This window comes from Roseibium marinum (assembly GCF_002906165.1).
GTDB classification, from domain to species: domain Bacteria; phylum Pseudomonadota; class Alphaproteobacteria; order Rhizobiales; family Stappiaceae; genus Roseibium; species Roseibium marinum.
Genome location: NZ_PPCN01000014.1, coordinates 18,617 through 31,757, shown reverse-complemented (window position 1 = coordinate 31,757; position 13,141 = coordinate 18,617). Strand labels below are relative to the sequence as shown.

Sequence of the window (13,141 nt, the reverse complement as noted above, 5' to 3'; positions counted from 1 at the left end):
CAACTCCGTTTCTTCCGGATGTTGTTTTTATTATCCCCATATCGGGCCTATTTGCCGTAGATCGTGTCCGGCAGCCAGAGTGCGATTTGCGGGAATGCCATTACCAGCGCCAGCGCCCCGATCATCACCATGACGAACGGCGTGATCGAGCCGTAGATGTCGCGCATGGAAATGTCCGGGGGCGCCATCGCCCGCATCAAAAAGAGATTGTAGCCGAAAGGCGGCGTCATATAGGCGATCTGTGTCGTGATCGTGTAGAGCACGCCGTACCAGATCAGCACGTCGCCCGCGGGCATGCCGAGATCCAGCGTGGCGACCAGCGGCACATAGAGCGGCGCGACGATCACCAGCATGGCCGTGTCGTCGAGAAAGGTTCCCATCACCAGGAAGGACAGCTGCATCAGGATGAGGATCATCCACGGCGACAGGCCGAGCTGTTCGGTGAACAGGCTCTCGATTGCCTTGACCGCGCCCAGCCCGTCGAACACCGCGCCGAACCCGAGCGCCGCCAGGATGATCCACATGAACATGCACGAAATGCCGAGCGTGTTCTTCATGCACCGGATCAGGATGTCCAGCGTCATGCGGCGGCGCACGACGGCGGCAAGCAGCGCGGTGAGTGCGCCGATGGCGGAACTCTCCACCAGGCTCGTCCAGCCGTTGACGAAGGGCACCATCATCGTCGCGAAGATCGCGATCGGCAGAATACCGGCCAGCAGCAGCTGGTATCTCTCGCCTTTCGAGGCCTGCCGCTCGTCTTCGCTCAGCGCCGGGCCCAGTTCCGGGTTCATCCTGCAGCGGACGGCGATATAGACGATGAACATGGCCGCCATCATCAGGCCGGGCACCACACCGGCGAGCCAGAGCTGGCCGACGGGCGCGCGCGCGATCATCGCATAAAGCACCAGCACCACGGAGGGAGGCACCAGGATGCCCAGGGACGACCCGGCCTGGATCACCCCCGTGACCATGCGCTTGTCGTATTTTCGTTTCAGCAGTTCGGGCAGCGCGATGGTGGCGCCGATCGCCATGCCGGCCACCGAAAGTCCGTTCATGGCGGAAATCAGCACCATCAGCAGGATCGTGCCGATGGCCAGTCCGCCGTTTACCGGCCCCATCCAGACATGGAACATCTTGTAGAGATCGTCGGCGATCTTCGTTTCCGACAGGATGTACCCCATGAAGATAAACATCGGCAGGGTGAGCAGCGGATACCACTTCATCAGCTTCATCGCGGCCGAAAACGGAATGTCGCCGCCGCCGGTGCCCCACAGGGCCAGAGCCGCGATGGCCGCGATACCGCCGATTGCGCCGAAGACGCGCTGCCCCGTCAGAAGCATCAGCATCATCGACGAGAACATGAGAATGGCGATCATCTCATAGGACATCAGACCGTCTCTCCCCGAAGCACGACGACATCCTTCAGGAACTCCGAAAGCGCCTGCAGCAGCATCAGGAAGAAACCGAAAACCATGACGAATTTGACCGGCCACAGATACGGCCGCCAGGCGGTCGGACTGCGTTCGATATACCCGAGTTTCTCGCCGGCCGCTTCCGGACCGCCGGTCACGAACGCGGTGATGAGATCCCAATAGAACGCGAAGGGTTCCTTGCCGAAATAGCCGAGCGAATAGGCGGTCGAATTCAGCGCGCCGTAAAGCAGCACACCGAGATAGAACATCAGCAGCAACACGGTAAAAGCATCGAACCAGGCTTTTTTCTTCACGCTCCACTCCGCATAGAACAGGTCCATACGAACGTTGGAGCCGAGTTGAACCGAATAGGGGCCCCCAAGAACGTAATAGGTGACCATGGCGAACTGGGCGACTTCCAGCGTCCAGAGCGAAGGGTTGAAAAACGTCTTGGAAACGGACGACCAGAGCAGGATGGCGGCCATCACGAAGATGCCCCACATGATGATCTTGCCAAGGCCCCGGTTAAAGCCGTCGACCGCATGAATGTAACAGCGCGCGGCCTTAAGCATGGGCACTCCCCTTTGCGCTGTCGAGTTTCGCCTCGACCGCATGTGCAAGCATCGGCGCGAGCATCTCCGACCAGCGGATCTCTTCCTCCGCCGTCTTCACTTCATCGTTGCGGATCTCGATCATCAGGCACGGCAGCTTTCGGTCCTCGCCGTGACGGCGGATGGTGTAATAGACGCCATCGGCAGGCGCATAGGGTTCATTGTCGCCGACGGTCAGATCGCCTCTCGCCCTCAGCTCGCAAAGCACCGGATCCGCGAGGCTGCGGTCCGTGTCGGAAATCAGGCCGATCTCCCAGGGTCTGATTTTTCCCTTGTAGACCGGCGTGAAGGAATGGATAGACACCACGGCTGTCGGCAATCCACGCTCGAGACGCCGATTGATGACCTTGTCGACCGCCTTGTGAAACGGTCGGTGCGCCAGATTCAGCCGAAACGCTATCTCGGACGCCGGCAAGTCTCTGTTGCCCGCGATCTGCGTGGTTTCACTCAGGCAGGGGATCAGGTCCGGCCGGGTCTCTTCCCGATTGCAGTCGATAATCAGACGGGAGACCGTGCTGTGGACCAGCGGTGCGTCGAGCGCCCGCGAAAGCCCCCTGGCAACGCCGAGCGCGCCGGGGTCCCAGGCGATATGGGCGCTCTTGTCTGCTTGCGTGATACCGAGAGACTGGTCGTAAGGCGACGGCAGGAAGTTGGAAGCATGGTCGCACACGAACACGAAGGGACCGGTTCCCTCCGCATTTTCGACCGAGACAGCCCGGGACATGCCGTCCACCTGGGGGCTCGCTCCCATACAAAACTCCCTGAAAAATCAAACCGGCACGTTTGTAACATTTATTACAGTATTGCCGACTAAGCCAAGTTCTGTAATATTTGATACGTAGATTGCAGCCGCTGTCAAATGAAATTCAACGCCGCAGAACATTCTTAAATCGATCAACTTTGGGCATCCAGTCGATTTCGATTGAATTTCCGTTGATCCAAAAGGCCCACCGCCATGGAACGCCCGCTTCTGGAAGAAATCCGCGACCGTCTGGACGAATTCACCGCGACGGAAAAGAAGGCGGCCCATGCGCTTCTGGCGAATTATCCGATGCAGGGCCTGGGTACGGTCGCCCAGTTCGCCGAAGCGGCGGGGGTCAGTTCACCGACCATCCTGCGCTTCATCGGCAGGCTGGGATATCCGGGCTTTGCGGAGTTCCAGAAAAAGCTGCGCGGCGAGTTGGAAAACCAGCTCAATTCGCCACTGGCAAGAAGCGCGCACATGGCCGGGGACGGGGACGGCGACCCGCATGTGGGCCAGCTTGTGGAAAATGTGCGCGAGACCTTCGCTCATCTGCCCAAAGGCGAACTGACCGGCCTCATCCGGCTGCTGTCGGACGAACGCAAGACCATTCATCTGATCGGCGGCCGGTTCACCGACGGTCTTGCCCGTTACATGGCGGCGCATCTGAGGATCGTAAGGTCCAACGTCAGCCATGTCGCCGGCCAGCAGGGCAACTGGCTGGACCAGCTCATCGGCATCGGCTCCAGGGACGTCGTCGTGGTGTTCGACATCCGCCGGTACCAGGCCGAGATCATTCAATTCGCCGAAGCCGCCGCCAAACAGGGCGCGACGGTGGCGCTGATCACCGACAGCTGGATGTCGCCGGTCGGCCGGATCGCAAGCTATGTCCTGCCCGCCCGCGTTGCCGTGCCGTCCCCGTGGGACTCCTCCCTGGCCCTCATGGCGATTGCCGAAGTTCTGATCGCGGGCGTCACCCGCGAGAACCAGGAACGCGCCCAGGAACGCATGCGCGCCCTGGAAAAGTTGCGCAACGAAATCGACCCTTCGACCGAAGGCCGGCGAACAGGGCCTGACATCTGAGACCCGGAAGGCTCAGGCCGCAGATCTTGCCACAGCCATTTCCGGCATTGCGGCGTTAAACTGTACTAGTGCCGTCCCGGCCTTGAGCCGGGCCCCCTCCCATCAGGTATTGCCGTCAGGTGCGGCGCCTGCCGCTTCAATCGATCGATGGTGTCTATTCTGAACCTGGTCCCCGGCAGGCTATTGTTTAGCCGCAGCAGGCTATTGTTTAGCCGCACATGGGCGACTCACCTATACTCGAGGACCGGGCGAACCCACCATTGGGACGCTTTTTGGGTCATGTGGCCCCGGGAATGGAGCCAAGAGCAATTCAGACACAAAACCGTCCCTGCCCCGAGTTTCGCCCCCTCATCCGCTCGACCCCGCGCGCGTTCATCCTTCGCGGCGACAGCTTGCTGGTCCAGGAAAAACGCCATCCGGACAAGGGGCTTTATTTCACGCTTCCCGGCGGCAAACAGGACCCCGGCGAGACCCTCACCGAGTGCCTGAAGCGCGAATGCCTGGAAGAGGTCGGCGCGGCTGTGACGGTTGAAGGCCTCCTGCATGTCGCGGAGGTCTACCGGTTGAAGACCGGCGAGCGGGAGCGTCAGCATCAGCTCGATTTTGTCTTCGCGTGCAGCGTTCCTGAAGATTACACGCCCGTCCTCGGCAGCCATCCGGACCCTCACCAGACCGGAACACGGTGGATATTGGCTGAAAACGCTCAACAACTTCGTCCGGCCTATGTCACAAAACTGTTTTCACTTGGCTGTACGCGAGGTCTCGAAGTCTATCTCGGACCCTATAATGACTAATTTACCGAAACCGATCCGGGAAAATCTCCATTTTCTGTGCGCGGAGATTGATGGCCAACTGGGTCAGCTGGAAGCTTTCTTTGCGGAACCGACAGTGGCGACCGCGCGCCGGATCATGGACCGGGCCGGATACGCGCATAATCTGAAGACCCGCATTCACGCGGCCTGTGTCCGGCGGTTGGCCGCAACCGGCAAGGACAACCGGGCGCATCTCACCCTGCGCAGCCTGGAGTTCATCGCGACCGATCTGCAACGCCTCGCCAATCTGGCACGCCAGTCCCTGCGCCATGTCGAACGGATCGAGTCATTCGAAACACTGGTTCCGGCACGCTATCCGGCGATTGTGCAGCGGGTCCGCCAAGGTGTCGCCAGGATCGAGGAAGCCTTTTTCAAGAACGACAGCGAGCGGGCCATCGGCATTGGCCAGCTACAGGACAAGATCGAGACCGACTACCGGAAACTCTTCAGGATCTACACAAGGGAGATGCGCAATCCCGACGTCCTTCCAGCTGACATCGCCAACAGCCTGCTGGTTGCCAGCGAGTTCCAGCGCATGGGCGAATCCCTGAAATCCATCAGCGAGGCCGTAATTTCGGCGAATATCGGTCAGGCGGTCAATTTCGAGCGCTATTTCGCCCTTCAAAGCCTGATGTCGGACATGGAAGGCAATGGCGGCGACCTCAAGGTCGAGACCATCGCCGAAACCCGCTCGGGCAGTTCCATATCGGCGATCAGGCACGGGAAGACGCAAGCCGTGGCCGCCGTCTTCAAGGACGGGGAAAAAAGCAAGGTCAAGGAGGAGCGCCAGGGCGTGAAGAGCTGGCACTCGATCTATCCCGGCCTTGCCCCGAAAATCCTCTCCTACCGCAAGCGCGATCAGTCGGCGGCGCTCCTGATTGAACATCTGCCGGGCCTGACTTTCGAACATATCGTGCTCAGTGAATCCGATACGCTCTGCGAAACCGCGCTCGCCTGCCTTGCCGCCACCTTGAAGGACATCTGGAAACAGACCAGGACCAGCGAGCCGGCCGAACTCGGCAGCATGCAGCAACTCGCCAAGAGACTGGGGTCGGTGCGCCGGGTGCATCCGGAATTCAAGGACACCAGAATACGGTTTGCAGGTGAGGTCCTCCCCTCTTTCGACGCGCTCATCGCCGAGGCCGCTGCCCGCGAGGCGAAAGTGCCGGCGCCCTTCTCCGTCTATATCCATGGCGATTTCAACGTCGACAACATCATCTTCGATCCGGGCGAGAAGCGGATCCATTTCATCGACCTGCACCGTTCGCGATACATGGATTATGTGCAGGACGTGTCGGTTTTCATGGTCTCGAACTACCGCCTTCAGGTCCTCGACCTGGAAACCAGGCAGCGGATCATGAATGTCTCCCAGTCTTTCTTCAAGTCGGCCCGCGCATTCGCGCGCAAACAAGGCGACGAGACGTTCGAATACCGGCTGGCTCTTGGCCTTGCCCGTTCCTTCGCGAGTTCGACCCGGTTCATTTTCGATAAATCCCACGCCCGGCGCATGTGGCTGCGGGCACGCTACCTGATCGAACAGGCCGTCGCCTGCCCGCCCGGCGGAGAAGCCGGGTTCCGGCTTCAGATGAAGGAGATCTTTGTTGACTGATCTGAAAATCGGCGTCGTCGGCATTCCCGGCAAGTGGTCCACCGAGGTTCTGGCGGATGCGCTGGAGGCACGGACCGGATTCCGTTGCGTGGTCGACATGGCCGATGCCGTCCTCGATCTGGAAAACCGGGCGCTTGTGGCAAACGGCCAGAACCTGTGCGGCCTGGACGGCCTCGTCATCAAGAAGATCAGCCAGGAATACAGCCCGGCGACGCTGGACCGGCTGGAGATGCTCCGGTTCGCCGAGGCCTGCGGTGTCAGGATCTTCTCAAGGACCCGGTCCATTCTGGGTCTGGTCAACCGGCTGAGCTGCACGGTAACCCTTGCCAATGCGGGCATTGCGATGCCGGCAACCTGCGTGACCGAAAACATCGATGCAGCCTGCGCCGCGGTTCAGCGCTTCGGCGGAGCTGTCTTCAAGCCGCTGTTTTCGACCAAGGCGCGCGGCATGACCTTGATGGATGCTGACGAGGGCGAAGCGGTTCTCAGGAAAAAAATCGCTGATTTCAAGGTGGAAAACCCGGTGATGTATCTGCAGAAGAAGGTCAATCTCTCCGGCCGGGATCTCGGCATGGTGTTCCTGGGCGGCGACTATCTGGGAACCTACGCACGGGTCGCGCAGACCGGCAGCTGGAACACAACGATCCTGCACGGCGGCAAATACGAGCCCTACACCCCGGATGACGATCTGATCGATCTGGCCCGCCGCGCGCAGGCGCCCTTCGAACTGGATTTCACGACCGTGGACGTGGGGCTCACCGGTGACGGTCCGGTCATTTTCGAGGTCTCGGCCTTCGGTGGTTTCAAAGGTGCGCTCGAAGGCGCGTCCATCGACGCCGCCACGCTCTACGCCGACCATGTGATCGCGGGGGTTTCGGCATGAGCAGGATCGGCGTTCAGGATATCGTCGATGCGCTTGCACCGGCGCGGGAAACCCGGCTCTGCGACCCGGTCTGCCTCACGGTCGGCGACCTTGTCGTCGAAATCCGCTGCGTATCGGAAACGCTGCTGGCAGAGCTGCTGCGCTATTTCCAGCACGTGATTTCCGCCCCGGACGAGCCGGACCTGACCGTCCATGTGCTTGGCGAGGTCGAACTCCCTTTCACTATCGACTATCGCGATTGGGCCAGGGAGCCCGGCAAGACCGGCCGCAAGGACGCCATCTGCGATCTGGCTGGCGGCCGCATGATTTTCAAGGTGCGCACCGGCATCCAGTTCCTGCAATCGCCCGGCTGGGCGGTCGCCTTCGGCCCGACCGCAGATCATCCCAACCAGGTGGTCAATTTCGTCAACACCCAGATCCTCAATCACTTTCAGCGCGAGGGTTGGGTGGCCTGCCATGCGGCCGCGGTGAAAACCGCCACCAGGGGGCTTGGCATTTCCGGTCTTTCCGGCGGCGGCAAATCCACCACCATGCTGCGGCTGATGGAAATCGCCGGCACCCAGTATGTCACCAACGACCGTCTGCTGGTCAGGAACAAGGACAGCCGGACGGACGCGCTCGGAATTCCCAAGCTGCCACGGATCAATCCCGGCACGATCGTCTCCAACGCACGGCTTGCCGGCATTCTCGACGAGGAGCGCGAGGAAGAGCTGCGCAACATGGAACCGGATGAACTCTGGCACGTTGAAGAAAAATACGACCTCTTCATCGAGGACATCTACGGTCCCGGCCGCATCGCCCATGAAGCCGGGCTGACCGATTTCTGGGTCCTGAACTGGTCGCGTGACAGTGACGAGCCAACGAACGTGAAAAAGGCGGACCTTAAGGATCGAGCCGATCTCCTGTCCGCCATCATGAAGAGCCCCGGGCCGTTCTACCAGTTACCGGACGGATCCTTCTGGAGCGACCGGTCGCCGATGGACACGACGGCCTATCTGGAGGCCCTTGCCGGCATTCAGGTCTGGGAGGTCACCGGACAGATCGATTTCGATGCCCTCTTCGACGAGGGCGCTCACCTGCTGGGAAGTTCGTCATGACCACCCGCTACGCCATTTTGCTGCGCCATGGCGACTACCGCCAGAAACCGGAGACGCCGAGCGCCCTGCAGCCCTATGGCCTGACGGAATCCGGAAAGCAGCAGGCTCTGGACGCCGGTCGTGAACTCGCCCGAATGGCCGAGGACCAAGGCTGGCGGCTCTCCCCGGAAGTCTTTTCCTCACGGCAGCAGCGCGCATGGCAAACGGCCACCCTGATGTGCCAGTCCCTTTCGGAGGCATCAGGACTGACCCTCAGCGTGAGCGAAGACGAGGCGCTCGCGGAGCGCGGCGTCGGCGCCCTGGCCAATCTGACCCTCGCTGAGATCGAACAGGTCCTGGCGGACGATCCCCGTCACGCGCCGCCGCCCGGCGACTGGAAATCGGACAGCCACTACAAGCTGCCGGTCCAGGGAGCCGAAAGCCTGATGGAGGCGGGTGAACGGGTGGCTGCTTTTCTCAGGGAAAAGCTCGGCGAACCCGATGAACGGCATCCCGGTGCGAACGCGCGGATCTTTGTCGGTCACGGCGCGGCCTTGCGCCACGCCGCCCATCATCTGGGGGTTCTGGAATTCGAAGAGATCCGGCGCTTGAGCATGTATCACGCAAAGCCCGTCGTTCTGAAATTCGGCGCGGACGGCACCTGGTCACATCACTGCGGCGCATGGAAACAGCGCCGCTCCCTGGAAACCGCAATGGACTGAATGGGACGGCACAAGACGATGAGGATCGATATGCCCCTGACCCCGCTTCTTCCGCGCATCGCGCATGACGCCGATCTTGGCATTCCGGAAAGTTGCATCCTCTGGCCGCTGGACAGGCCGAACGACAGCTTGATGCCCGGCGCCTCCCGCGCTCCGGATCTGGTCACCAGCCTTGCCAGGACCAATGCGCTCGGCCATTGGGACTGGCCGGAAAAGCCGGTGGTGTTCATTTCCGATCTTCATGCGGATGCCGAAAGCCTGCTGCGCTCCCTGGTGGCCGCAAGGGCGATCCTGCGCGGCGGTGACGGCCTGACCGATTTCAGTCTCACGCCCTTCGGCCGGAGCTGCCAGATCGTCATCGGCGGCGATTGTCTCGACAAGGGCCCGAGCAACCTCGACCTGCTCGACAGCCTCGCCTGGCTGATGAAATCCGGCGCGGATGTGGTTCTGCTGGCCGGCAATCACGACTTGCGGCTGTATCTTGGCCTCGAGGCGCTGACCGTGAAGCGCAAGTCTGTCAACGCCCACATGTTCGTGCGCATGGGCAAGAAGGTCATGCCACTCCTCAAAGAGGTTTTCGAGCGCTATGTGGACGCCGAAACCGCGATGGCAGGCCTGCCTGACGAGACGGCCTGCCTGGACCTGATGGTACCGGGAAAAAGATGGACAAGGCAGTTTCCCAGGGCGGCCGCCCAGTACATGAACAAGGCCGCGATCGACAAGGAAATGCGGCGCCTGAAAAGGAAGACTGAAAAATTCGCCGACCATGCGGCGGAATCCGGGCTCTCCATCCGTCAGCTTTATGCGGCGGCCCTGAAATGCCGGGAGCTGTTCGTCGAACCGTCGGGACGCTACGCCTGGTTTTTCCAGTGCATGAAAGCCGTCCATCAGAGCGGCTCGCTGCTCTTTGTACATGCCGGTATCGACGATCACATGGCTGCGCAGATTTCCAGCAAGGGCGTCGCCCATGTCAACCGGCGTTTCAGGAAGGAAAGCCGAAAAGATCCGTTCGTGTTCTATTCGGGGACGGTCGCGAACCTGATGCGCACCAAGTACCGGGACGTGGACCACCCGCTGACGGAAACCGGTGTCGAGGAGCTGCATCTCGCCGGGATCAAGCTTCTTGTTCAGGGGCACGTCAACCGGCACAACGGCCAGGAGCTGAAATCCAAACACGGCCTCCTGCACCTGGAAGCGGACATCACCCTTGACCGGCACTCCAGAAGCACCGAGGGTCTGGAAGGCATCGGCACCGGAGCGACGATCATCTATCCCGACGGCAATATTCTCGGCATCAGCCGCGACTACCCGCACGCCAAACTTTTCAATCCGGCGCGGTTTCTCCAGCAACACGGGCTGTCGCGATGATGGAACGAAAAGGGCGCTTCCGGCACCAGTCCCTCCAGGACAAGAAGTCCATCCAGAAACTGCTCGACGCGGTCAAGCGCGGCATCGCCAAGGGTGAATTGCAGTTCGGCGACGATACCGGCGAAATCACCCTTGAACCCAAGGGCCTGATGAACCTGCGCGTCACGGCCACCGCCGAGGACGACCAGTCCCGCCTAGACCTGCGCATCACCTGGACCAATGACAGCTCGGACAAGCCGGACAGCGGCAAATTGAAGGTAAAGGGCGGCAAAACCCCTACCACCTGAGTTACGCCTTGACCGTCGATCTGGGTTGCCGAACTACCGCAGCAAATTCCCTCATGCTGAGGAACCGCGTGTTCGCACGCAACCTTCCCTCAACAGATCCGCGGCAGCTGCTCACCCGAGAGCCAGTCGACAACGCGCGATCCGCCGAACCCGGTGCGCATGACCACCATATGGTCCGCGTCGTCGACAACCGCCCCGATCCGCGCCGCCCTTGCCCCGAGCGGATGCGCGCGCATGACCTTCAGCAGAAGATCGGAATCGGCGGCCTCGCAGATACAGATCAGCTTGCCTTCATTGGCGACATAAAGCGGATCGAGACCCAGAAGCTCGCAGGCCGCATCGACATCCGGCGCGACGGGGATGTCATCTTCCTCGAGGACCACGCCAACTCCGGATGCATGCGCGATTTCATTGAGCGCGGTGGCCAGGCCGCCACGCGTCGGGTCGCGCAGGACGGCAATGCCGGGCACGGCCGCGATCATCTCCGCGACGAGCCCGTGCAGCGCCGCGCTGTCGGAGAGAATTTCGGTTTCGAATTCCAGGTTTTCCCGCTTCGACAGGATCGCCACGCCATGGTCGCCGATGGACCCGGAGACCAGCACCGCCTGCCCCGGCCGTGCGGCGGACGGCGAGATCGACACGCCGTCCGGCAGAACGCCCACACCGGCGGTGGTGATGAAAACGCCGTCCCCCTTGCCCTTTTCCACCACCTTGGTATCGCCCGAGACAACGGGAACGCCCGCCTCCCGCGCGGCCCGGGCCATGGAAATGACGATCCGCTCCAGATCGGCAAGCGGAAAGCCCTCCTCCAGAATGAAGCCGGCGGTCAGCGACAGCGGCCGCCCGCCCGCCATGGCGATATCGTTCAAGGTGCCGTGCACCGACAGGGATCCGATGTCGCCGCCGGGAAAGAACAGCGGCGAGATCACATGCGCGTCGGTGGACATCACCAGCCGTCCCGGCGGCACGTCGAAGACCGCCGCATCGTGCCCCTGATCGAGGATCGGGTTTTTCAGATGCCGGTGGAACAGGCCTTCGATCAACTCCGCCATTGCACGGCCGCCGCCGCCATGGGTCATGTCGACATTGCCGGTGCGGTATTTTGGCGGGAGGTCCGCACCGCTCATGCAGCGGCTCCCTTTGCCGAAAGCACAGCCTCGCGTTTGCGGCCATAAGTCCAGTAGGCGGCGCAGGCCCCTTCCGAGGACACCATGCAGGCCCCCATCGGATTGTCCGGCGTGCAGACCGTTCCGAACAGCTTGCACTCCGTCGGTTTTTTCACCCCGCGCAGGATTGCCGGGCATTCGCAGGATTTGACTTCCCGGGATTCTTTCGGACTGACGGTGAAGCGTTTTTCCGCGTCGAACGCGGCATAAGTCTCACGGATTCTCAAGGCACTGTCTGGAACGTAGCCAAGGCCGCGCCATTCGAAAGTCTTGCGCAGCTCCAGCACCCGCGCAACGATTTCCTGCGCCTTTCGGTTGCCTTCCCGCGTGACGACCCTGGTGTACTGGTTTTCCACCACATGGCGCCCCTCGTTGATCTGGCGGATCAGCATCAAGGTCGACTGCATCACGTCCAGCGGCTCGAAACCGGCGATCACCACCGGTTTTTCGAAATCCCGCGCCGCCGGCTCATAGGGTGCCCAGCCGATGACCGAGCTGACATGGGACGGCCCGAGAAATCCGTCGATCCGCACCGGTTTCTCACCCGGTTCCGACGGTGCGTTGACGATATGGGCAATGGCGGGCGGGGTCAGCACATGGTTGCAGAAGACGGAGAAGTTCGTCAGGCCTTCCGCACGCGCCTGCAGGATCGCGACGGCCGTCGGCGGGGTCGTGGTTTCAAAACCGATGGCGAAGAAGACGACCTCCCGTTCGCGATTGTCCCGGGCCACCTTGAGCGCGTCCTGCGTGGAATAGACCATGCGGATATCCGCGCCTTCGGCCTTGGCCCGGATCAGGCTTTTCTGCTTTGTACCCGGCACCCGCATCATGTCGCCGTAAGTGGTGAGGATCACGCCTTCTTTCAGCGCGAGTTCAACCGCATCGTCGAGCCGCCGTACCGGAAGCACGCAGACCGGGCAGCCGGGACCATGCACATATTCGACATTCGCGGGAACGAGGTCCTGCACACCATAGCGGAAGATGGCGTGGGTATGCCCGCCGCAGAATTCCATCAGGCTGTAATGCCGGTGCGGATCGGCTTCCAGAGCGATGGCTTTCGCGAGCTTTTGCGCCAGTTTTCCGTCGCGGAATTCCCGGATGTATTTCATGCGCCGGCCTCCGCCGCCATTTCTTCCAGTTCTTCCGCCAGCACACCGGCTTCAGCCATCAGTTGGAGCGTGCGCTCGGCTTCTTCCTCGCTGAGCTTGTGCAGCGCGAAGCCGACATGGACGAGGACATAGTCCCCGACGGCCACGTCTTCGAGCAGAGCCGTCGAAACCGCCTTCCTGATACCTTCCAGGGCAACGGTCGCCATATCGTCGCTTTCGATTGAAACGACACGGGCTGGGATGGCAAGGCACATTCCAAAA

The 13,141-nt window shown here is 61.4% G+C and carries 14 protein-coding genes; 8 read left to right on the top strand and 6 right to left on the bottom strand.

What is annotated here, in order from left to right:
* Window positions 1–47: 47 nt before the first annotated feature.
* The 3 genes from CLV41_RS23760 to CLV41_RS23750 are packed head-to-tail and all read right to left on the bottom strand — an operon-like array spanning window position 48 to window position 2,774.
* Window positions 48–1,388 carry a TRAP transporter large permease gene (locus CLV41_RS23760; RefSeq protein ID WP_103224976.1) on the bottom strand — a complete coding sequence of 447 codons (1,341 nt, stop codon included), beginning with the start codon at window positions 1,386–1,388 and terminating at the stop codon, window positions 48–50.
* Window positions 1,388–1,984 (bottom strand): TRAP transporter small permease subunit, encoded by a 597-nt coding sequence (locus CLV41_RS23755; protein ID WP_103224975.1) that lies wholly within the window; start codon window positions 1,982–1,984, stop codon window positions 1,388–1,390. The genes CLV41_RS23760 and CLV41_RS23755 overlap by 1 nt, the downstream gene beginning before the upstream one ends.
* A complete protein-coding gene (locus tag CLV41_RS23750) occupies window positions 1,977–2,774 on the bottom strand; it encodes an N-formylglutamate amidohydrolase (RefSeq protein WP_208987705.1) in 798 nt (265 codons plus the stop codon). The genes CLV41_RS23755 and CLV41_RS23750 overlap by 8 nt, the downstream gene beginning before the upstream one ends.
* Before the next feature lie 204 nt (window positions 2,775–2,978).
* On the opposite strand from CLV41_RS23750, the gene CLV41_RS23745 reads away from it, so the two are divergent.
* The 8 genes from CLV41_RS23745 to CLV41_RS23710 all read left to right on the top strand — a co-directional run bounded on the left by CLV41_RS23745 (window position 2,979) and on the right by CLV41_RS23710 (window position 10,605).
* Window positions 2,979–3,848, top strand: a complete 870-nt coding sequence (locus CLV41_RS23745; RefSeq protein ID WP_103224974.1) for a MurR/RpiR family transcriptional regulator — start codon at window positions 2,979–2,981, stop codon at window positions 3,846–3,848.
* Window positions 3,849–4,141: 293 nt separating this feature from the next.
* Window positions 4,142–4,642: an NUDIX domain-containing protein gene (locus tag CLV41_RS23740; RefSeq protein ID WP_103224973.1), complete on the top strand. Its 501-nt coding sequence runs from the start codon at window positions 4,142–4,144 to the stop codon at window positions 4,640–4,642.
* Complete coding sequence (locus CLV41_RS23735; RefSeq protein WP_103224972.1) at window positions 4,635–6,269, top strand: phosphotransferase; 1,635 nt, start codon at window positions 4,635–4,637, stop codon at window positions 6,267–6,269. Before CLV41_RS23740 ends, CLV41_RS23735 begins: the two co-directional genes overlap by 8 nt.
* The gene (locus tag CLV41_RS23730; protein WP_103224971.1) at window positions 6,262–7,152 is read left to right on the top strand and encodes a GAK system ATP-grasp enzyme; all 891 of its coding nucleotides are present in this window, start codon (window positions 6,262–6,264) and stop codon (window positions 7,150–7,152) included. Before CLV41_RS23735 ends, CLV41_RS23730 begins: the two co-directional genes overlap by 8 nt.
* Window positions 7,149–8,249 carry an HprK-related kinase B gene (locus CLV41_RS23725; protein WP_103224970.1) on the top strand — a complete coding sequence of 367 codons (1,101 nt, stop codon included), beginning with the start codon at window positions 7,149–7,151 and terminating at the stop codon, window positions 8,247–8,249. The genes CLV41_RS23730 and CLV41_RS23725 overlap by 4 nt, the downstream gene beginning before the upstream one ends.
* Window positions 8,246–8,950 carry a histidine phosphatase family protein gene (locus CLV41_RS23720; protein ID WP_103224969.1) on the top strand — a complete coding sequence of 235 codons (705 nt, stop codon included), beginning with the start codon at window positions 8,246–8,248 and terminating at the stop codon, window positions 8,948–8,950. The genes CLV41_RS23725 and CLV41_RS23720 overlap by 4 nt, the downstream gene beginning before the upstream one ends.
* A gap of 30 nt (window positions 8,951–8,980) precedes the next feature.
* Window positions 8,981–10,318 (top strand): metallophosphoesterase family protein, encoded by a 1,338-nt coding sequence (locus tag CLV41_RS23715; protein WP_208987704.1) that lies wholly within the window; start codon window positions 8,981–8,983, stop codon window positions 10,316–10,318.
* Window positions 10,315–10,605, top strand: a complete 291-nt coding sequence (locus tag CLV41_RS23710) for an amphi-Trp domain-containing protein (protein ID WP_103224967.1) — start codon at window positions 10,315–10,317, stop codon at window positions 10,603–10,605. The genes CLV41_RS23715 and CLV41_RS23710 overlap by 4 nt, the downstream gene beginning before the upstream one ends.
* 89 nt (window positions 10,606–10,694) lie before the next feature.
* Here CLV41_RS23710 and hypE read toward each other — a convergent pair whose 3' ends face one another.
* Genes hypE through CLV41_RS23695 form a run of 3 tightly spaced genes read right to left on the bottom strand, consistent with a single transcriptional unit; the run spans window position 10,695 to window position 13,134 of the window.
* A complete protein-coding gene (gene hypE, locus CLV41_RS23705) occupies window positions 10,695–11,732 on the bottom strand; it encodes a hydrogenase expression/formation protein HypE (RefSeq protein ID WP_103224966.1) in 1,038 nt (345 codons plus the stop codon).
* The gene (hypD, locus tag CLV41_RS23700) at window positions 11,729–12,880 is read right to left on the bottom strand and encodes a hydrogenase formation protein HypD (RefSeq protein WP_103224965.1); all 1,152 of its coding nucleotides are present in this window, start codon (window positions 12,878–12,880) and stop codon (window positions 11,729–11,731) included. Before hypD ends, hypE begins: the two co-directional genes overlap by 4 nt.
* Window positions 12,877–13,134: a HypC/HybG/HupF family hydrogenase formation chaperone gene (locus CLV41_RS23695; protein ID WP_103224964.1), complete on the bottom strand. Its 258-nt coding sequence runs from the start codon at window positions 13,132–13,134 to the stop codon at window positions 12,877–12,879. Before CLV41_RS23695 ends, hypD begins: the two co-directional genes overlap by 4 nt.
* Window positions 13,135–13,141 lie beyond the last annotated feature (7 nt).